Below are 21,645 nucleotides of genomic sequence, written 5' to 3'. Positions count from 1 at the left end.
ATGACACTAAACAGTGATTTCCAGAAACTCTATGTTGATGGCCTAATTACCCTGTTTGAACTGGATGCTCGCGCTTTAGGTGCGGGCATTTTACGTTTTCATGGCCATATCTCTTATGAAGACTGGGAGCGTATTTATACCTCCATCGGCTCAAGTGAATTAATTGGCGCTGACATAGGCTCGATTGGTAAAGCTTTTGATTCTGGTGATAAAAAAGCATGGCATCGAAATATCATCTGGCAAGGTCAAACCTTTGAGCCAATGGCGCTTGAAGTGTCGGGTCTTGAAATGCGTTCAGATGGTAAAGCATCTGCACCAACATTCAGCATGGCGAACAATATTGACGGCATTCAGGGTGCAATTTCGGCTTACTGTTTACAGTTTGGCGACTTCGCAGGCGCAAAGCTCAAAGTCATTACCACACTGGCTAAGTATCTTGACGCTGAAAATTTCTCACAAGGCAATCCGACTGCATCAAATGAAGCCAAAGAGCAGCTTTGGTACATCGAACAAAAGACTTCCGAAAATGCCAACGCAGTAACATTTGAGCTATCGAATCCAATTGATTTTGAAGGTCTGAAAATACCAGTTCGGCAGATTTCCAATTATTGCCATTGGTGCGCTGTTGCTGCATATAGGGGGGAAGAGTGTCAGTACACAGGTGCAGCCATGTTTACAGATAAAGATGAGCCAACGGACAACCCTGCGTTAGATCGCTGTTCAGGCCGGCTGTCTTCATGCCGTATTCGCAATAATGAAATCCGCTTTGGTGGCTTTCCAGCATCGAGTTTAATGTGATGAAACTAACCGCAAAACTTAAAAAAGCAATTCAGGCGCATGCTGCTAAGGCTTATCCTTCCGAGTGCTGTGGCGTGATTGTGAATAAAGAATACATCCCATGCCGCAATATCTCAGACAATAAAGATCAGTTTGAAATTCATCACGAGGATTTAGCAGCAGCAGAGGATTTAGGCGAGATTCAAGCCTTTGTTCATTCACATCCAAATGCGTCTGCACGTGCGTCTGATGTTGATTTAATTCAGATTGAACTGCATCAAAAGCCGTGGGTGATTTGTGCTTATCCTGATCTTGAATTTCAGGTCTATGGGCCATGTGGTTATAAAGCGCCTTTGGTTGGTCGCAACTATATTCACGGCATTCAGGATTGCTTTGCTATTGTTCGTGATTTTTATCAGCGCGAGCTTGGCATCAGCATTCCTGATTATGAGCGTCAAGATTTATGGTGGGAGTCCAAAGACAGCCCATCTCTCTATCTGGATAATTTCCAAAAGGAAGGCTTTACTGAGGTGGATCAGCCGCAGTACGGTGATGTGCTGTTATGTCGAGTCGGACGCACCGAGCATGTGAATCATGCGCTGATCTGGCTAGGCGATAATGGCATACTTAAATCTGAACAGACCGAGCCATGCATTGGATCGGCTTTAGTCTTACATCATCCGTATGGCCGTAAATCAGTACGAGAGGTGTTTGGTCAGCAATGGCAGGAAAGAGTCGAAAAGGTGGTTCGATATGCTCAAAACAATTAAGTTATACGGTATTTTAGCTAAGAAGTTCGGCAAAGAGTTTCATTTAGCTGTTGATAATACCCGCGAGGCCATGCGTGCTTTATGTGTGCAGGTGCCAGGCTTTGAGCACTTCATGCTGCATGCGCATGAGCAAGGCTTGGAGTTTGCCGTTTTTCAGGATAAGCAAAATATCTCTGAAACTGAATTGGATATGAGCACCAGTGCCAAGGTCATCAAGATTGTACCAAAGGTAAAAGGTGCGGGTGGTGTGGTGCAGACCATTATTGGTGCTGTTTTGGTAGTGGTTGGTGCTGTTATGGTATTCACTGGTGTTGGTGCTCCACTGGGGGTGGCATTAATCGGCGCAGGTGTCGGTATGATGGTCGGCGGTATTGCCATGATGCTAATGCCAAAAATTGAGAATCAAGACCAAAACCAAGACGGGAACAAGGCCAATAAAGGCTTTGGCGGTGCAGTCACCACAGTAGCGCAAGGCAATCCAGTGCCGGTGCTTTACGGTCAGCGCGAAGTGGGCGGCTTTATCGCAAGTGCTGGACAATATCCAGAAGATTTAATGTAAATATTTAAAAAACACAGGCGCATACAGCGCCTTTTTTATTGTCTAAGGAAAAGTATGAACGCAGTAATTAAAGGCGCAAAAGCAGGGCAAGGCAAAGCAAGAAAAGCAGTGATTGCGCCAGATTCAGCCCAATCTAAGACCTATATTAAAATTCTATATGGCTTATCTGAAGGTGAAGTTGAAGGCTTGGCCAATGGTCTGCAATCGGTTTACCTGGAAGAAACACCACTACAGAATCCGGCAGGTGGCTGGAACTTTGAAGATGTTCAAGCTGATTTTCGTCATGGTACTAATGACCAGACTCATATCGAAGGCTTTCCAGATATCTCCTCTGAAACTGCAATCAATGTTGAATTAAAGTCTGAATCGCCTTGGGTTCGCTCACTTGCCAATACCGATCTGGATGCAATCCGTTTGCGCTTTAAGTGGGGGCCGCTACGTGAGCAGAATGCTGAAAATGGCGATGTAAAAGGCATCACGATTCAATATGCGATTGATTTGCAAACGAATGGCGGCACATGGACTGAGGTTTTAAATACTCAGATCGCTGATAAAACTTCCGCAAACTATGAGCGCTCACATCGTATTGATTTGCCAAAGTCTGATACCGGTTGGACAGTTCGTGTGCGTCGATTAACACCAAATTCAACATCTGAATACATCAGCGACAAGATGTATGTAGATGCGCTGACTGAGGTCATTGATCTAAAACTCAGCTATCCAAATACGGCTTTACTTGGCCTGCAATATGACGCGGAAACCTTCTCTAATGTGGCAAAAGTCGCAGTCGATTTAAAAGGGATTAAGGTTCAGGTTCCATCTAACTATGACCCGGTTGCACGTACCTATGCAGGCATGTGGGATGGCACTTTTAAACGCGCTTATACCAATAACCCGGCTTGGATTTATTACGATATTTGCACCGCAAAGCGCTATGCCTTGGGTGATCGATTAACATCTGCAATGCTGGACAAGTGGTCTTTGTATCGCTTGGCACAGTATTGCGACCAAATGATTGATGACGGTAAAGGCGGTCAGGAGCCGCGTTTTACTTGTAATGTGTATCTGCAATCAACCGAAGATGCTTATACCATTTTGAGTAAATTGGCAGGCGTATTCCGTGCAATCTCCTATTGGGACGGCAATTCAATCGTCTGTGATGCCGATATTCCGCAAGACACTTACTTTACTTACACTCGCGCCAACGTCATCGATGGCATGTTTGAATACACAGGCACACGTGCGCGTGACCGTCACACAGTTGCTAAGGTTGCATGGGATAACCCTGCAAATCACTATAAAACTGAGTATGTCTATGTTCGTGATGAAGCAGCTATCGCAAAGCTCGGTGTGCGTATTGCTGAAATTGATGCATGGGGTTGTACTTCTGAGGGTCAGGCACAGCGTGCAGGTCTTTGGGCCTTGAAGTCTGAGCAACTAGAAACCCGAACCGTATCTTTTAAGGTCGGTCTTGATGGCTATATTCCACAGCCGGGCCGCGTGATTGAAATCGCAGACGAGCTTTTTGCAGGTCGTGCCAACGGTGGGCGTATCTCTAAAGTCTCTGCAAACTTGCGTACCATTACTTTAGATCGTGACAATGTGGTGTGTCGTGCAGGTGATCGACTTGTTGTAAATGGTGAAAATGGCAAGGCGCAAACGCGAATTGTGTCATCAAAAGTTGGGCGAAATGTCACGGTCACAGTGGCGTTTGAATCCGTTGCAGCAGAAAATGTTTGGGTTGTTGATGCTCAAGATTTAAAAACCATGAAGTTTCGCGTCATGAGTATTACTCAAGATGAGAAGCATCAATTTTCTATCACTGGTTTGCAATACGAGTCAGCAAAATATAATGCAATTGACTTCGGTGCTTTCATTGATGAGCGTCCGATTTCCATCATTAATCCGACTGTTCAGGCACCTGTCACCAATGTTTTGATTTCGTCCGAGAACATGGTGCAGCAAGGTCTATCTATTGAAACCATGGTGATTACTTGGGATCAAGCGCAAGGTGCTACAAAGTATCAAGTTGAGTGGCGTAAAGATGATGGCTCGTGGATTAAGTTACCGATTACGGGTAGTAACTCGGTAGAAGTACAGGGCATTTATGCGGGTAATTACGAAGCACGTGTTACTGCGATTTCAGCATTTGATGTTGCATCTCTGCCAACTTACTCAATGCTGACTACGTTGTCAGGTAAGCAAGGTCTACCACCTGCCCTAGCTAATATTGCAGCGACAGGCATCTTGTTTGGCTACCGTTTAAACTGGAACTTCCCTGCGATAGGTGCGCTCGATACTGCTTATACAGAAATTGAGATTGCAAGCACTGCAAATGGTGCCAATGCTGCGCAACTTGGCTTGTTTGCATATCCGACAACAACGCATGATATTCAGGGAATGCAGCCAAATTTAAAGCGTTATTTCCGCGGACGTTTGATTGATCGAATCGGGAATATCGGCCCGTGGTCGAATTGGGTCAGTGCTACAACTTCAGCCGATGCATCTGCTGTGCTTGATATTTTGTCGGGCAAAATTACTGAGTCAGAATTACACCAAAACTTGCAAACCAAGATCGATAAGATCGACACAATTGCAGGCTTAGATGGTGATGTTGGTAATTTGATTGACAATATTACTGCTGTTCAAGTTCAGGCAGATCAAATCAGCGATGAGCTTGCTTTAGAACGTCAGCAACGAGTTACAGCAATTCAAAACTTAGACGATGGCTTGGCTCAAGAAATACAGGATCGTCAGTCTGCAATTGCACAAGAAATTACATCACGCAACACCGCCATTAGCGCTGAGACCGCCGCCAGAAATGCTGCAATTCTAGCCGAGGCAGCAAAAACATCAACCGCAATATTATCCGAAAGAACCGAGCGATTATCTGAAAATAGTGCGTTAAGTCAGCGTATTGACACGGTAAGTTCAAGCTTTGATGGCAACGTTGCTGCTATTCAGCAAGAATTGATCACACTTACAAGTGAGGATAGCGCACTAAGTCAGCGTATTGATTCAGTGTTGGCTGAAGTTGATGAAAACGCTGCTGCAATTAATCAGGAGGCAACTGCTCGAGCTGATTCCGATTCAGCGCAAGCACTATTGATTGAAACAGTACGTGCAGAATCAAAGCAAGATAATTTGAATGTTCAAGCACTAGTTTCTGATGAACGAAATGCTCGTATTGATGCAGATGGCGCGCTAGCAGAACGCGTGCTTGGTGTTGAAATCGTAACCGATGCAACAATGATCGGTTCAACCGATGACTTGATCGGAAACGAAAATGGCTATTCCGGCACATGGACTATTATCAGTGCTGTTCAGGAGGGGGATTTATATCAAGCGCAACGTACTGACTTTCTGACCGTATCGGTCCAAAAAAACAGCGCCGATATTTTCACAGAACAGACTGCCCGCGTGAGTGCGGATAGCGCACTTTCAGAACGCATTGACTCCCTGAATGTTGAGTTTGGTGGAAATACTGCATCGATTAATGAAAAGCTCACATCACTTGCTGACGCTGACCAAGCACTCGCTGAATCTCTTCTTAATATGAGCTCTCGTGTGGGCGACAACGAAGCCAATATCTTTAGTGAATCGCAAGCGCGTGCTGACGCAGATAGCGCCAACGCAAAAGCACTTGTGGATTATCGGGCAATCAACGATTCCGCTTTAGCGAATATTCGTTTTGACATAGAGAGTGTGGTTAATGATACAGACTCCAATAGTCAACTACTTATCGCGCTGGACAGTCGCACACTAACTGCACAAGAAACAGCAGATCGTGCAATTTCTGACGCTGCATCAAAAGCTAGCGCTGCAGAGGCAGCGGCCAAAACCTATGCAGATGCTAAAGCGAAAGCCGAAGCGGATGCAGCCAAGGCAGCAGCATCAAATGACGCTACATCAAAAGCCAATGCAGCGGAGTCAGCAGCAAAAGCAGCGGCAGCTTTGGATGCAAAAAGCAAGGCAGATGCAGCACTTGCAGCAGCTAAAGTTTTATCAGATGCGGCTCAAGCCACAGCAGACGAGGCACGAGGCACAGCAGATGAGGCGTTAGTGAATGCAGCGTCAGCAACGATCAAGGCTCAAACCGCAATTGATGACACACAAGCACTTTCAACTTTAGTGACCGAAGTCAAGGCGGTAGCAGATCAAAATACACTTGATGCCGATGCTGCGGCGGCCACAGCAGCAAGTGCACTAGAAAAAGCAACCGCTTCAGCATCAAAGTCAGACGCGAATGCGAACAAAATTGAGGAAATTACGGCCGAACTTGGAACAAAGGCTAGCGCTGGCGCACTATCTCAAATTGACGCAAAAGTGTCGGAGCAAGATGGGAAAATTAGCGCAAATGCAACCAAAATTGACGGCGTGTATGCGCAAGTCAATCCGAAGCTCATCGGCTCGACTGATGACTTTATTGGTAGCACAGAAGGTCTTACAGGTGTTTGGTCGTTACAGTCTGCGCTAATTGAAGGTGATATGGCTCAGGCGCAAAGAACTGATCAAGTTCTTGCAACGATTAGCGGAAATGATGCTTTATACAAGCAACAAATCAAAGCGAATGCCGATGCTGTTTCTGCAAACGTGCAAGCAACCACCACACTTCAAACAACAGTAAATGGCAACACAGCATCAATACAGGAAGTCAGCCAATCAGTAAACGGTTTGTATGCGCAAAAGTACATTAAACTGGATGTGAACGGCAAGGTTGCAGGATGGGGCGGGGCTAATGATGGCAAAGAATCTAATTTCATTTTGAACTTTGATTCATTTGCGATTGGTTCAGGGAATAGCACAGGTTATTACCCGTTTATCTTCCGCAATACTCCGTTTACTGATCCAGTGACAGGCACAGTGTTTCCAGTCTCTGCCTATCTAAAATCAGCAATGATGGATTATCAGTCTGTTAGAACTTCGCATATTGAAGATTTAGCAGTTAAGACTGCGAAGATTGATAATTTGGCTGTGAAAACCGCTCAAATTGACAACTTAGCGGTGACTGGAGCCAAGATTGATAATCTCACTGTTGATACCCTCAAGATTAAAGATAATGCAGTGACTGTTCCTGTTTCGGCATTTGCTGAAGCTGTTCAAACTGTCGGTGCAACATATACGACAATTCAAACACTGTATGTTCCTGCAGATATGGGGCATACAATTTTAACTTTCGGTGCTGTATTTAGCTTTATCGGATTCTCTACAAAACAACAAATATTGTGCCGGGTTCTTAAAAATGGAAATGTTGTATTTGAAAATCTTGAGGTATTTTATTTAGAGTCTAACACTGTTGGAAAAACCACATCACTATCGGGATCGCACTCACACGGGGTTTCAGTTTCTTTTTCAGGAAATACAAGCAATGAAGGAAGTCACTCCCATAGTGTAAGTGTTTCTGGAAATACGGGCTCAACTAATGCCGGTGGTACTTTTCATAGCCACAGCTTCAGTGATTCAGCAGGAACCAATTCTGCTGGAACGCATAGCCACTCATTTAATGTGAATAGTTCTAGTTTTACATCTGCAGCCGATCCCGGGCACACGCACTCAGTAGATATTGACAACCAATCAAGAGGAGCAGGAACCATGAATATTTCAAGGCATGATTCTACTGGAATTGCAGGAACCTTCCAGCTTCAATTAATTGCAGTATCAGGAGGAAATATTAGTGTTTCACAGCGATACATACACGCAATGACAATGAGGAAATAAAAAGTGGCTTATTATGCAGTTTATGATAAATCATCTGGTGAGATTGAAAATGTAGTTGAATGCCCTGAGTTCTTGGCTGAGACGATTCATCTTGAAGATAGTCAAGAGTATATACAGGTTGATTCCCAAGTATCTCCTGCACAATTTCATGTGCGTGATGGTGAGTTGACTAAAATATAGTAGATAAGATCAAAGGCACCTTCGGGTGCTTTTTTATTGCCAAAATTTAGGGGGATGTATGCCTGAAAATAGGCCGTACAACAATAATGGATGGGAGGGAAAAATTGACTCCATTCATAAAGACATTCGATTGATTCTGGACCATGTTGCGCGGCAAACCTTTATCAATGAACACCACAAGAACTCGATTGATGAAATCCGCAAGGAACTCGATGCAGTGGAGCTGAAGGTATCAGACCTTGAGAATAAGTCTGCAAGACAGGATGGCGGCCTTGGAGTTTTAAAGTTCTGGATCGGTCTCTGCGGTGGCTCAATCCTGGCTGCATGTATCGGTGTGGGCGCCTCAATCATTCAAATTCATCAAAACCAGTCCCTAATTAAAGAAAAAGTCACTCGACTTGAGGAAACCTTAAAATGAAATTAATCAATGAAAGTGCACTTCAGTACTTATCCGTAAAGCTCCCACTACTGGGGGCTTTTTTAATGCTTGCAGTTTTAGTTATTCAGTGGGCATTAGACTTTAATTTTATCCCTGAACAATATGCACCTTTTATTATTGGCACTGTATTACCAGCTTTAAGTTGGGTGGGCCGTAAAATTGCACAACCACAATTACACAATCAGCCTTTAGGATTCGCTACGATTACAGCCGGTCATAGTAATACAGACCCGGGGGCAGTTAATGGAAAAATCAAAGAAGCGGATCTGGTCGTCAATTTCCGAAATGCAGTGACTTATTATTTGCGTGAAGCGGGGTTACAGGTCAAAACTGATGGAACCGGCACCAAAAACGATCCATTGTCTGCTGCGGTAAAATTAATTCAAGGCTCAAGTGTGGCAGTCGAATTCCACATGAATGCTGCAACATCAAAACAGGCGAATGGCATTGAAACGATTGCATTGCCGAAAGACAAAAAACTAGCTCAAGACCTATCGAAGGCCGTGGCAGATGCGCTTGGCAGTCGCTTACGTGGTGATAACGGTTGGATTGATCAAAGTAAATCTGCGCGTGGTCGTCTGGCATACGTGAATGCCGGTGGCTTGATTGTGGAGCTTGGTTTTATCTCAAATGAAGACGAACTTGCCCGATTTAATGCACGCTACTGGCTGGCTGCTAAGGCTGTGGCTAAAGTTCTGATTGAGCATGAGGACGTAGCATGACTGAAGACGTAACACAACTCACTCCCTATTTGGAGTATTGGAGTAGTGGGATGTACTTATTCAAGTGTCCTGGCTGCAAGTATTTACACCCATTCCATGTGGGTGGACATCCAAATGGCAGTAAATGGAGTTTTAATGGTGATATAAATAAACCAACATTTACGCCATCATTGCTGGTGAATGATCATCATCTAGCAAGCCGCTGCCATTTATTTTTGACAGATGGAAAGATTCAATTTTTATCTGATTGTCATCATGAATTAGCTGGGCAGACAGTTGATATGATACCAATTGATGTTTAGGGTTTTAACGCTGTGCATTCTGTTATCAGGCTGCACAGCATATTTTAATTATTCAGATCAATTGGTAATTCTAAAATTTAATTTATTGGACTATTGATTCCACAAACTCTAATGAGGTAATTTTAGCTATTGTTGATTTTGAAGAGTCGATATGAGAAAAGATTCTATTTTAGAGTTGATTGAAGAAGCAGAAGACACTTACCAAATTATTTCTAACCATAAGAAGATATCTAAACCCAAAGTAAAATCAATATTAGAGCACTTACGCAGCTGCCTAGAGTATGCAGTACAGGATATTAATTTAAGATTGAGTAAGCCTCAATCAAAAGACCGTTTGTATTTCCCTTATGGGAAAACACTTGAAAAATTCGAAGAAGTGGCTCATAAAAAATTACCGCTACTAAAGATTGAACTTCCAGAACTTTATGAAGAAATTATTGTATTACATGATTTCAAAGAAGATGATTCATGGCTCAAAACTTTATGCGATCTTACAAATCATACCAAGCACGATAACTCTATTCAGATAACGCACGATAGTGAAGTAGTTAAATCTATTTCAGTATTTGCTGGCGGGATGGGTTTAATCCAAGTTGGATCAGGTACTAAGGTAACGTGGTCAGGTAATATTGTTAGCGGGAAGACTACTGATGATTTTATTTTAGATCAAGGTAACTTAATGGTTACCAAGAAAGGTGAAATTTCAGTGGATTTTAAAATCACAAAAGATAGGAAAATTTTAATTGGTGATAGTAAATTAGATTTATTGCCATTTTTAAATAATGCTATTCAGCGTATAGAAAATTTCATCGCTCAGCTATACGAAAAATTATAATCATAAACTATAAAAGATTTATTAAGCCACGCCTAATTGGACGCGGCTTTCACCATCACACCCCACCCAGACTCTTTCCTAAAAATCCTTCCATTCTTTATCGTGTGCTCTATATAAAAGTAGATCCATGTTTTCATTATTATCTCTCACGTTTTTTATTTCAAAATAGATGATATAATCAGCTTACACAAGGATTCTAAGACTTGTGGATAAAGTCACGTTTAGACCAAGATTGTCCCATATTAAAATAACCTATTGTTTTTACTATAAAGATACTACGTTGACATCGTAGAGGTCTCCAGTTCGAGTCTGGATATACCTACCAAGATTCAAAAAAGCCCATTCAAAGAATGGGCTTTTTTATGACTTAATTTTAATGTAATAAATTTAATTGTTTCATAAAGTCCAGCCTGCCCTCAAAAATACAAAAAATAGCAGGACTAAACTCTTAAAGCATATAAGGATTATGTCTGGTATTTTTTAGGTCATTTTAAAATCAAGATAAAATATATTTTATAAAAAATCTTTATTTAAACCTGACATATTTTAACTGAACTATTTAAAGTATCTAGTGTTCTGTATTCCGATCTAAAAAAATTTAAAGCATACTCCAAGGATGTTCATCTGGCTTCATTTTAACTCAGGATGCATAAGTGAAATATTCATTTATACAACAGGCTTTCACTGGCCCCGTGGATATCGTTGGGGATATTCATGGCGAGATTGCAGCACTGGAACAACTGATTCATGTGTTGGGTTATGACCGACACGGTCGTCATCCTGAGCAGCGTAAACTGATTTTTGTTGGTGATCTGTGTGATCGGGGGCAAGACAGTGTTGCGGTGATTAAACGGGTCAAACAACTGGTAGATGAAGGCTATGCACAATGTGTGATGGGTAATCATGAATTGAACCTGTTGACCGATACTTTTCGGGAAGGCAATGGCTGGTTTTTTGGTTCACCGCATCAGGATGATCTGAAACCTTTTGATTCCATACAGGCTTCAGCCACAGACCATAAGTGGATTCTGGATTTTTTAAATCGCTTGCCGGTGGCGCTCGAGTCTGAGCAGCTGCGTGTGGTACATGCCTGCTGGCATCAGCAATCCATTGATCGATTACGTGATTCTCATTTCAATTCGCTCAGAGAAGCCTATGCTAAATTCGTTGAGCATACAGCGCTGGATTTGCAAGCCTTAGGTATTAATGAATTAATACAGAATGAACAGCAACAATACCAACACCAGTTCAAAGACCCAGCTGCAACTTTACCTTTATTGCAACACCTCGCAGAAAAAGAGCTGCGTGAGCAGATGCATAATCCAATTCGGGTCATCACTTCAGGTGCAGAACAGATCGCGGTGCAACCCATTTACGCCGGTGGCCGATGGCGTATGATCGATCGGTTGCCATGGTGGGACAGTTATACCGATCAAATTCCAGTGATTACCGGACATTATTGGCGGAATTTTAAACCCACTGAAGAAAAAACCGGTTTACTCAAATCGATCGATGCACTGCAATGGTATGGACAACAGCAAAACGTATTTTGTGTAGACTATTCAGTGGGCAAACGCTATCTCGATCGTCAGCAGGGCGTCGCGTTCAGACATCGACTTGGCGCTTTAAGATTTCCAGACAATATTCTGATCTTTGAAGATGGCACCCATTACCTGGTTCAAGGGACTTAATCAGATAGAGTCTTCAGAAATTTTTCCCGGCAATTTGTTGGGATAAAAAAGCAGCCATTCAGGCTGCTATTTTTAGAAGATTGCAAGTTTATTCTGCTTCGATAATTTCATAATCATGGGTAATTTCAACGCCGCCATCCGAAAGCATTTTGCTGGCAGAGCAATACTTTTCTGCAGAAAGTTCTACGGCTTTTGCCACCTGTTTTTCTTTAATGGCTTTGCCTGTCACGACAAAATGTAAGTGAATTTTCGTGAAAACTGCCGGAATTGTATCCGCACGTTCAGCCTTTAACTCACAACGTACATCGCTAATATCCTGACGAGCTTTCTTCAAAATGGTCACAATATCAAAAGATGCACAGCCACCCAGACCGGTTAAAAGGAGTTCCATTGGACGGGGACCACGGTTTTCACCGCCATATTCCGCTGAACCATCCATAATGATGGTATGACCACTTTGAGTTTTTGCTTCAAAAGCAACATTCTCTAACCAATGAACGCTTGTTTGCATTGCAACTACCTAAAAAAAGCTATAAATTTGTCAAGTAACTGTACACTAACATAAATTGGGTTGATACGGAATTTCAATCCCACTGTGTGACAAGTTCACATTAGGTCTTGTGCGATCTATACATTATCCATATTCGGAACCGTAAGCATGACTTCAAACTTTTCACAATTGAGCACAGATGCGCTTTCTCCGGGGCAATTACCAGAATCCGTGAAAGCACTGTTAAAACGTGCATATATTAATCGTTATCCAAAACGTACTACGATTATTGATGCAGGATCAGAATCTAAATCTTTGTATTTGATTTTGAAGGGGTCTGTATCCATCATTCTTCGTGAAGATGATGATCGTGAGATTGTCGTGGCATATTTAAATCCAGGTGACTTTTTTGGGGAAATGGGTTTATTTGAGGTAAATCCACAACGTACTGCAGAAGTTCGTACACGTGATGTGTGTGAAATTGCTGAAATCACCTATGAAAATTTTCATGAAATCAGCAAGCAATATCCTGATCTGAGCTATGCGGTATTTGCTCAGCTGGTACGCCGTCTGAAAAATACCACACGTAAAGTGACTGATCTGGCATTCATTGATGTTTCAGGCCGTATTGCACGTTGCCTGATCGACTTGTCTTCTCAGCCTGAGGCGATGATTTTACCAAATGGCCGTCAGATTCGTATTACCCGTCAGGAAATTGGCCGTATTGTCGGTTGTTCCCGCGAAATGGTCGGCCGTGTACTGAAGACACTTGAAGAACAGGGTATGATTGAAACTGATGGTAAAGCCATTTTGATTTTCGATGTTTCTCTGGAGGAGCCAGAAACGGTCAGTGCCGGTGAGCTCGAAGACGAATAAGTCAAAAATAAAAAAAAGCAAATCTTCTGATTTGCTTTTTTTATCCCTACTTTAAAAGCACAAATTCATTCGAACATAACAATTTGGCACAAGCTTTTTAGAAAAGATAATTTAAGTCCCCTTATCATTCCGATAGGCTATAGCGCATGTGATCGCAATAAACGACCGATAAATTTTAAGGATATTTTTTTATGCAGTTCAGACCATTGGCAGATACAGGCATTCTTTTGCCGGAAATTTGTTTGGGCACCATGACATTTGGTGAGCAAAACACACAGGAAGAGGCTTTTCAGCAACTGGATTATGCTTTGGATCAGGGACTGTATTTCTGGGATACTGCTGAAATGTACCCGGTACCGCCAAAACCTGAAACGCAAGGTGCAACCGAGCGTATGATTGGTAACTGGATTGCCTCTCGCGGTGGCCGTGACCAACTTTTTCTGGCCTCAAAAATTGCCGGTCCTTCACAAGGCGGCAGTCATATCCGGGATGGCAGAACCCGTTTCGTTGCAGATGAAATTGCATCAGCGATTGACCAGTCCTTGGCACGTCTGCAAACCGATTATATCGATTTATATCAGCTGCACTGGCCGCAACGTCCAACCAATTTCTTTGGCAAGCTGGGCTATGGTAATGCAGAAGCGGCAGAAGATCGTGCAGTAACAGGTCTGGAAGAAACCTTAACCGCTTTACATCAAGAGATTCAAAAAGGCCGCATTCGTTATATCGGCCTGTCCAATGAAACCCCATGGGGCACCATGAAATTTTTACATCTGGCTGAAAAACTTGGTTTATCTAAGTTTGTCAGTGTGCAAAATCCCTATAGCTTATTGAATCGTACTTATGAAATGGGCATGTCAGAAATTGCCAAATACGAAGGTGTAGGCCTGTTGGCTTATTCACCTTTGGCATTCGGTTATCTGACCGGTAAATTCCGTCATGGTGCGCGTCCTGCCAATGCTCGGGTTACTTTATATTCGCGCTTTAGCCGCTATAGCAATCCGGAAAGTGAATGGGCGACCGAACAATATGCACAACTGGCCGAGCAGCATGGTCTGACTTTGACGCAATTGGCTTTGGCCTTTATCAAACAGCAGTTCTTTGTAACCAGTACTATTATTGGGGCCACCAATCTGGATCAGTTAAAAGAAAATATTCAGGCCTTTGAAATCGATTTATCTGAAGACGTACTGAAAGGTATTGAAGCGATTCACTGTCAGCAGCCAAATCCGGCTCCATAATTTTTTATCGTTATTTAGACGCACCCTTGATTGAGGGTGTTTTTTTATTGTTGATTACACGCTTATTTTAATGAAAAAGAGTATGGGAAAGGATCGTCAAATCCGCATAATTAAAACATCATCCATAAAAGATGCTCTTATAAAAATGAATCATGAAACTACTTTGTCCCAAACAAAAGTATGAGCGAAAGCCATACGGAAGTTGCTGAACTAATTTTTCTTTATCAGTGATAAGGCCATTAATCACCTCGAGTATTGATTCAAACTGAACAGAAACTCTCTGAAGTTCTTCATTTGGTAGAAGGGTTAGGACAGCATATGTAAGCCAATTTTGTTTTAAATTATCCCGATACAACTAAATAGCTTAATCAAGATGATGAGTTAGCGCTAGTCTTGGGGTCTCATTAAAAATTCTCTTTCGCTTACTTGAAATATGATTTGACTACACCAATATTATAATTGAAATCTGTATATTTTTTGATAATAAGTTTTTGAAAAATATACAAAAATAATTTGAAATCTGATTAATCGCACCCATATATCCATCAAGTAGAAAATTTGTTGTGAGGAATAACAAAAATGCGTTTTGAGAAATTTACCAATCGCCTGCAGCAAACCCTTTCCGATGCACAATCATTGGCCATGACTAAAGACCATAGCTCGATTGATGGGATTCATATTCTGGCCACCTTGATGGATGAAGCATCCAATGTCAGCTTGCTGCAGCAGGCCGGCGCCAATCTGCGTGAATTGCAAACCAAGCTGCAAACGGCCCTAAGTAATGCAGCAACCCTGAGCAATCCCTCCGCGGATATCAATCTCAGCCCTGAAGCGGCAAAAGTATTACATTTGGCAGACAGCTTCGCGCAAAAAGCCGGAGATGAGTTTCTATCTACAGATTGGGTACTGTTGGCGCTGGCAGAAACAGGTAACACAAAAACCTTATTAAACAGTGTTGGCCTAAAGGCAGAAACCTTAGGCCAGATCATTAATCAATTTCGAGGCGATGAAAAAGTCATGAGCAATAATCATGAAGATCAGCGTGATTCACTGAATAAGTACACCATTGATTTAACTGAACGTGCTTTGGCAGGCAAGCTTGATCCTGTGATTGGCCGTGATGATGAAATCCGCCGTACCATTCAGGTTCTGTCACGCCGCACCAAAAATAACCCGGTACTGATTGGTGAGCCGGGTGTGGGTAAAACGGCAATCGTCGAAGGTCTGGCACAGCGGATTATTAATGGTGAAGTACCTGAAGGACTGAAAGGTAAACGTGTTTTATCGCTGGACCTGGGATCTTTACTGGCCGGTGCCAAATACCGTGGTGAGTTTGAAGAACGCTTAAAAGCCGTTCTGAAAGATATTGCCAAACACGAAGGCGAAATCATCTTATTCATCGATGAGCTGCATACCTTGGTGGGTGCCGGTAAGGGTGATGGTGCGATGGACGCCGGTAACATGCTGAAACCGGCGCTGGCACGTGGCGAGCTGCGCTGTGTCGGTGCGACTACGCTGGATGAATATCGTCAGTATATTGAAAAAGATGCAGCGCTCGAGCGTCGTTTCCAGAAAGTCTTGGTGGATGAACCGAGTGTGGAAGACACCATTGCGATTCTGCGTGGTCTGAAAGACCGCTATGCAACGCATCACGGGGTACAGATTCTGGACTCTGCGATTATTGCTGCAGCGAAAATGTCACATCGTTATATTACCGATCGTCAATTGCCGGATAAAGCCATCGACCTGATTGATGAAGCAGCATCACGCATTAAAATGGAACTCGATTCCAAACCAGAAGCTTTGGATAAACTGGAACGCCGTCTGATTCAGTTAAAAATGCAACTCGAAGCGGTGAAAAAAGATGAAGACTCAGGTGCCAAAGCTGAGATTCAATATCTGTCTGACCAGATCGCCACGGTTGAAAAAGAATATCAGGACCTAGAAGAAATCTGGCGTGCCGACAAGGCGCTGGTCGAAGGCAATAAGGATGTACAGATCAAACTGGATCAGGCCCGTATTGCACTGGACAAGGCACAACGTGAAGGTGATCTGGCTGAAGCTGCACGTTATCAGTATGGCGTCATTCCAGAGTTACAAAAACAGTTGGAACGTATTGAAGCTGCTGAAGAAAGTGAAGCACCGAAACTGCTGCGTGACAAAGTCACCGACAATGAAATTGCCGAGGTGGTCAGTGCGGCCACCGGTATTCCTGTGGCGAAAATGTTGCAAGGTGAGCGTGACAAACTGCTGCATATGGAAGAGTTCCTGCATAACCGTGTGGTGGGGCAAGAAGAAGCTGTGGTTGCGGTGTCGAATGCGGTACGCCGTTCACGTGCAGGTCTGTCAGACCCGAACCGTCCAAGTGGCTCATTCCTGTTCCTGGGTCCAACGGGTGTGGGTAAAACAGAATTGACCAAAGCATTAGCAAACTTCTTGTTTGATAGTGACGATGCCATGATTCGTATTGATATGTCTGAATTCATGGAAAAACATTCGGTCAGTCGTTTGGTCGGTGCGCCTCCGGGCTATGTGGGTTATGAAGAAGGCGGGGTGCTGACGGAAGCGGTACGTCGTAAACCCTATAGCGTGATCTTGTTCGATGAAGTCGAAAAAGCGCATCCGGATGTGTTTAACATCTTGCTACAGGTGCTGGATGATGGTCGTTTAACTGACTCGCAAGGCCGGGTAGTGGACTTTAAAAACAGCGTGATCGTTATGACGTCGAACCTGGGTTCGCAGGATATGCGTGAACTGGGCGTTAATGCAACACGTGATGAAGTTCGTACAGTAGTGATGAATGCGGTCTCGGAACATTTCCGTCCGGAGTTTATTAACCGTATTGATGAACTGGTGGTCTTCCATGCGCTGGAAAAAGACCAGATTCGCGGTATTGCCGATATCCAGTTGAATCGCTTGCGTCAGCGCCTGGCAGAGCGTGATATGCGTCTGTCGGTAGATGACAGTGCTTTCGATCAGTTAATTGATGCCGGTTTCGATCCGCTGTATGGTGCGCGTCCGTTAAAACGTGCGATCCAGCAACGTATTGAAAATGGCCTGGCTCAAAAAATCCTTGCAGGGGAATTCCAGCCGGGTGATACGATTCTGGTCCAGGCCGAAGCGGGTGATTTAATCTTCGAGAAAATGAAAGTTAGCTAATATTGCCTGTCCTTTTAATTTTCAGAAAACCTAGCTTCGGCTAGGTTTTTTGATGGCTGACAATTCAGGTCATATCAGTAAAAAAATTGCTTAAAAGTGACAGCTATTTTTAATATTTTGTGATGAATATTATGTTTAAGTGATTTATTTGCAAAACAATTATCTTTATTTTTTAAGATTAACTATAATTTATGTTCAATAAAAATAGATAAATTCTGAGCAAAAACTATGTCGAAAATAGTATGGGGTGGAATTGGTGTCGTGGTGTTGGCGGGGGCTGTGAGCACGGGTAATTTATATGCAGATAAGAGCTTGAAAGCGCATTATCAACAAAATTTAAAACCAGCGCCGAACATTAGTGTGCAATATACTGACTACGCTATGGGGGCTCTACAAGGCACGGCCAAGTGGAGCATGAGCATTGTGCCAGACGCGTGTAATGCCAAAGAAAAATTAGTATTTAATGGTCAAGACCAAATTCAGCGTACTTGGAAAGGCTATACTATTCATTCTCAACTCGATTTAGCACAAGGACAGGGCGCATATGCTGAATTTTTTCAGCAACCTTTAAAAGTGACGACGCAAGTCAACTGGTTGGGTGTATCGACCACACAATTACAAACCCCTGTCATCGAAAAAAAAGAAGCAGGTTTATATACCAGAATTGAGCCTATACAGATCAAGTTTCAGGCAAAACAGAGTCAGGGACAACATAAAATTTTAAATATGAGTTTTGATGTGCCAGAATTGTCTATTCGTGATCAGTCTGGAAATACACAACTCAAGGGTGTGCATTTTAAAACCAATCAGGCCTTAAATGCGCAGTATTTAGAACCGGGTTATTTCGAGTTCAATATTGTCAAAATGCAGCGCCAGGATGCTAAAGCAGAAGGCTCAGGACAACTGAAAGACCTGAGCTGGCGTATGGATACCCAACTGCATGAGCGTACAGTAGATGTTCAATCAAAATTTAAAATTGCCGAAATGGGCTTAAATAATGTCCCTGCGATGCAAGATTTAGAACTCAATTGGGAGCTCAAAGACTTACAGCGTCAAAAAATGCAGATATTATTTGATATTCTGCAAAAGCAAAATAACTCTTGTCTGGAAGCAGGAAATTTTGAAAAAGATGCGATACAAGCCATGCTGGCGGTGATTAATGATGGCTTCAAGTTTGAATCGAAGCAGAATCAGTTAAAGTTAGGCACAGGCAGTATTCAGGCAGATTTAGTCGGAAAAGTAATGCCAGGCCATCAAACCACCTTGGAAAGCTTGGCAAAAATGTTCCCAAATCTGTTAGAAGTGCAAACCAATATCAGTTTCAATAAACAGGTAGTAAAAACCTTCACTCATCATTATATGCGTGCCGCAGGTAAAAATATGTCCGATCAAGAGCTGGAGCAAATGCTGAGTGCGATGCAAGCTAATCAGCAAATTCAGCGAGATGGTGATGTGTTTAAACTATCCATGCATTATCTGTATGGTGAAAAGAAGTTCTTAACTGCACAATAAGTTGTAAGTCGCTTTTTAACAGCGAATCTAAGAAGAAAAAGCCTGTTCAACTGAACAGGCTTTTGTTTTATCACAATCTAATACCAGTGATTACACTTTAGGATGGCCGATTTTCCAGGCACGGTGAATCTTCTGGTTACGCTTGAAATCAGGCCCAATGGTTTCTTGAGTAATTTCTTCGACATCATAGAACGCCAGAATTTCTTCATCCATCTCGAAACCACGATAGTTGTTCGAGAAGTACAGGGTACCATCGCTGGTTAAACGGTTCATGGCGCGTTTAAGCAAGGATAGATGGTCGCGCTGTACGTCAAACGTCCCGTAGAATTTTTTCGAGTTTGAGAAAGTGGGTGGATCAATAAAGATCAGCTCATATTGCTCATGACCTTCTTTGAGCCATTCAAAACAGTCAGATGCAAAGAACTGATGTTGTTCATCGGCGTGATCTACGGTTAAACCGTTCAGCACGAAGTTTTCCTTCGACCAGTTCAAATAGGTATTGGAAAGATCGACACTGGTGGTACTTGCAGCACCACCCAAGGCAGCATGTAGGCTCGCCGTAGAGGTATAGCTGTAGAGGTTCAGGAAGTGTTTGCCTTTGGCCTCACGGGCAATACGCAAACGCATTTGACGATGATCCAGGAACAGACCGGTATCCAGATAATCGGTCAGGTTAACCAGAATCTTGGCCTTACCTTCCTGTACGATAAAACGCTTCGATGCGGTACTTTGTTTGGTGTACTGGTTTTTACCTTCCTGACGTGCGCGGGTCTTGATAAAGATCGCATCACGGCCCAGACCGGTCACAGCGCGAATGGCTTGCAGTGCCAGGTTAAAGCGTTTCTTGGCTTTTTCAGGGTCAATCGTTTTAGGTGGAGCATATTCTTGCACATGCAGGCGCTCACCATACAGATCCACCGCGACATTAAAGTCTGGTAAATCGGCATCATACAGACGTAAACAGTGTACGCCTTCTTTGACTGCCCATTTTTTCAGGGCTTGCATATTTTTGGTCAGACGGTTGGCAAACTCCATCGCACCTTCGATTGGTTCGAATTGTTGCGGCTGCCAACCTTCCAGAAACGGACGCACCACAGCCGCAGGTTTAACCGTACCAAAGCGGATATAGATCGGCAATTTACCATTCATCAAACGCAGGATTTGCGGATCATTAAAGGCCAGCACGTCAGCCTGTTCGACTTGAGAGGCAATCACCGCCGCTTTTTGATTCGGGAAATTCTTTTGCAGTAAAGCCGATAAACCAAGATATAAAGAACGGTTCTGCGCTTTATCACCGAGACGCTCACCATAAGGCGGGTTGGTTACGAAGAAGACTTTCTTGCCTTCAGCCTGAAAATCCGGCCAGTCATTTAAAGTACGCTCTTCGATCATGATATTGTCGAGAGCAGCTTCAAAACCTGCCGCGATGATATTTTGACGTGTCGCTTTTACAGCTTCCCAGTCTGCATCGAAGGCATAAAATTGCGGTAATGGATTTTCCATTGCCGCTTGGTGGCGTTCAGCTGCTTCAGCTTTAATGCCCATCCAGAGTTCATGGTCATGACCATTCCAGCCATTAAAACCGAAACGACGCACCAGACCAGGCGCACGGTCGGTCAGGATCATCAGTGATTCAATGATAAAGGTACCTGAACCACACATTGGATCGACAATGATGTCCGGATTAATCTGTTTAAGCTGACCTTTTTGCAAAATCGCAGCAGCCAGATTTTCCTTGATTGGTGCATCGGTCATAAAGTGGCGATAACCACGTTTATGTAATGAGTCGCCGGACAAGTCCAGACAATAGGTATGTTCTTTCTTCCCAGCCAGAATATACATGGTAATTTCTGGCTGTTTGGTATCGATACTTGGGCGTTTACCCACAGCTTCCATGAAGGAATCTACGACACCATCTTTGGCACGCAAAGTTGCGAACTGGGTATTGACCTTGATGTCACGCTCGACATGCAAGCGAATCGCAAAGGTACTTTGTGGTGCAAAAATGAGCGACCAGTCAAAGCTGATTGCACCTTCATATAGCTCTTCTGCCACATCACGGGCATCGTGAGAAAATTCAATTTCATGGGTATGAATTGGCATGAGCACACGTGAAGCCAGACGTGACCACATGCAAATCCGATAAGCATTTTCCAGACTGCCTTTAAAGATTAAACGGCCTGGAAAACGCTCAATATTCTGAACACCTAAGCCTTGTAGTTCTTCTTCTAATAAGGTTTCCAGACCATCGGCACAGGTGACCCAATAATTGCTTAAACGTGGAGAGGTATTCATATAATAGAGAGACCAAAAAAGATAAATAAAAAACTGCGCCAAGTTTACCGTATTTTTATATTGAAAGCTTTTTAAATTC

The 21,645-nt window shown here is 43.2% G+C and carries 16 protein-coding genes; 14 read left to right on the top strand and 2 right to left on the bottom strand.

The window, feature by feature from the left end:
• The 10 genes from LOZ91_RS00300 (at position 1) to LOZ91_RS00255 (ending at position 11,993) form a co-directional block, all read left to right on the top strand.
• Positions 1-798, top strand: coding sequence for a phage minor tail protein L (locus LOZ91_RS00300; RefSeq protein ID WP_244782455.1), 798 nt, complete (start codon positions 1-3; stop codon positions 796-798).
• The gene (locus LOZ91_RS00295) at positions 798-1,547 is read left to right on the top strand and encodes a Mov34/MPN/PAD-1 family protein (RefSeq protein ID WP_244782579.1); all 750 of its coding nucleotides are present in this window, start codon (positions 798-800) and stop codon (positions 1,545-1,547) included. The genes LOZ91_RS00300 and LOZ91_RS00295 overlap by 1 nt, the downstream gene beginning before the upstream one ends.
• Positions 1,531-2,106 (top strand): tail assembly protein, encoded by a 576-nt coding sequence (locus tag LOZ91_RS00290; RefSeq protein ID WP_244782454.1) that lies wholly within the window; start codon positions 1,531-1,533, stop codon positions 2,104-2,106. Before LOZ91_RS00295 ends, LOZ91_RS00290 begins: the two co-directional genes overlap by 17 nt.
• A 54-nt stretch (positions 2,107-2,160) precedes the next feature.
• Positions 2,161-7,824, top strand: a complete 5,664-nt coding sequence (locus LOZ91_RS00285) for a phage tail protein (RefSeq protein ID WP_244782453.1) — start codon at positions 2,161-2,163, stop codon at positions 7,822-7,824.
• A 3-nt stretch (positions 7,825-7,827) separates the two neighbouring features.
• A complete protein-coding gene (locus LOZ91_RS00280; RefSeq protein ID WP_244782452.1) occupies positions 7,828-8,004 on the top strand; it encodes a hypothetical protein in 177 nt (58 codons plus the stop codon).
• Between the two features lie 58 nt (positions 8,005-8,062).
• Positions 8,063-8,422, top strand: coding sequence for a hypothetical protein (locus LOZ91_RS00275; protein ID WP_244782451.1), 360 nt, complete (start codon positions 8,063-8,065; stop codon positions 8,420-8,422).
• Positions 8,419-9,165 (top strand): N-acetylmuramoyl-L-alanine amidase, encoded by a 747-nt coding sequence (locus LOZ91_RS00270; RefSeq protein WP_244782450.1) that lies wholly within the window; start codon positions 8,419-8,421, stop codon positions 9,163-9,165. The genes LOZ91_RS00275 and LOZ91_RS00270 overlap by 4 nt, the downstream gene beginning before the upstream one ends.
• Positions 9,162-9,467 carry a DUF6527 family protein gene (locus tag LOZ91_RS00265; RefSeq protein ID WP_244782449.1) on the top strand — a complete coding sequence of 102 codons (306 nt, stop codon included), beginning with the start codon at positions 9,162-9,164 and terminating at the stop codon, positions 9,465-9,467. The genes LOZ91_RS00270 and LOZ91_RS00265 overlap by 4 nt, the downstream gene beginning before the upstream one ends.
• A gap of 151 nt (positions 9,468-9,618) precedes the next feature.
• On the top strand, positions 9,619-10,302 hold the full coding sequence (locus LOZ91_RS00260; protein WP_244782448.1) for a hypothetical protein: 684 nt from the start codon (positions 9,619-9,621) through the stop codon (positions 10,300-10,302).
• 653 nt (positions 10,303-10,955) lie between these two features.
• Positions 10,956-11,993: a metallophosphoesterase gene (locus tag LOZ91_RS00255; RefSeq protein WP_244782447.1), complete on the top strand. Its 1,038-nt coding sequence runs from the start codon at positions 10,956-10,958 to the stop codon at positions 11,991-11,993.
• Between the two features lie 88 nt (positions 11,994-12,081).
• Here LOZ91_RS00255 and LOZ91_RS00250 read toward each other — a convergent pair whose 3' ends face one another.
• Positions 12,082-12,504 carry an OsmC family protein gene (locus LOZ91_RS00250; RefSeq protein WP_005171632.1) on the bottom strand — a complete coding sequence of 141 codons (423 nt, stop codon included), beginning with the start codon at positions 12,502-12,504 and terminating at the stop codon, positions 12,082-12,084.
• 147 nt (positions 12,505-12,651) lie between these two features.
• On the opposite strand from LOZ91_RS00250, the gene crp reads away from it, so the two are divergent.
• The 4 genes from crp (at position 12,652) to LOZ91_RS00230 (ending at position 19,271) form a co-directional block, all read left to right on the top strand.
• Positions 12,652-13,359 (top strand): cAMP-activated global transcriptional regulator CRP, encoded by a 708-nt coding sequence (gene crp, locus LOZ91_RS00245; protein ID WP_005171629.1) that lies wholly within the window; start codon positions 12,652-12,654, stop codon positions 13,357-13,359.
• Positions 13,360-13,550: 191 nt separating this feature from the next.
• Positions 13,551-14,600: an NADP(H)-dependent aldo-keto reductase gene (locus tag LOZ91_RS00240; RefSeq protein ID WP_244782446.1), complete on the top strand. Its 1,050-nt coding sequence runs from the start codon at positions 13,551-13,553 to the stop codon at positions 14,598-14,600.
• A 579-nt stretch (positions 14,601-15,179) separates the two neighbouring features.
• Positions 15,180-17,759 carry an ATP-dependent chaperone ClpB gene (clpB, locus tag LOZ91_RS00235; protein ID WP_180075753.1) on the top strand — a complete coding sequence of 860 codons (2,580 nt, stop codon included), beginning with the start codon at positions 15,180-15,182 and terminating at the stop codon, positions 17,757-17,759.
• Positions 17,760-17,987: 228 nt separating this feature from the next.
• Positions 17,988-19,271: a DUF945 family protein gene (locus LOZ91_RS00230; protein WP_244782445.1), complete on the top strand. Its 1,284-nt coding sequence runs from the start codon at positions 17,988-17,990 to the stop codon at positions 19,269-19,271.
• A gap of 90 nt (positions 19,272-19,361) precedes the next feature.
• Here the strand turns inward: LOZ91_RS00230 and rlmKL are convergent, their stop codons facing one another.
• A complete protein-coding gene (gene rlmKL, locus LOZ91_RS00225) occupies positions 19,362-21,566 on the bottom strand; it encodes a bifunctional 23S rRNA (guanine(2069)-N(7))-methyltransferase RlmK/23S rRNA (guanine(2445)-N(2))-methyltransferase RlmL (RefSeq protein ID WP_005096529.1) in 2,205 nt (734 codons plus the stop codon).
• Positions 21,567-21,645 lie beyond the last annotated feature (79 nt).

Source organism: Acinetobacter sp. F-1 (genome assembly GCF_022869025.1).
Taxonomy (GTDB): domain Bacteria; phylum Pseudomonadota; class Gammaproteobacteria; order Pseudomonadales; family Moraxellaceae; genus Acinetobacter; species Acinetobacter pseudolwoffii.
This window is presented reverse-complemented; position numbering and strand designations above follow the sequence as displayed.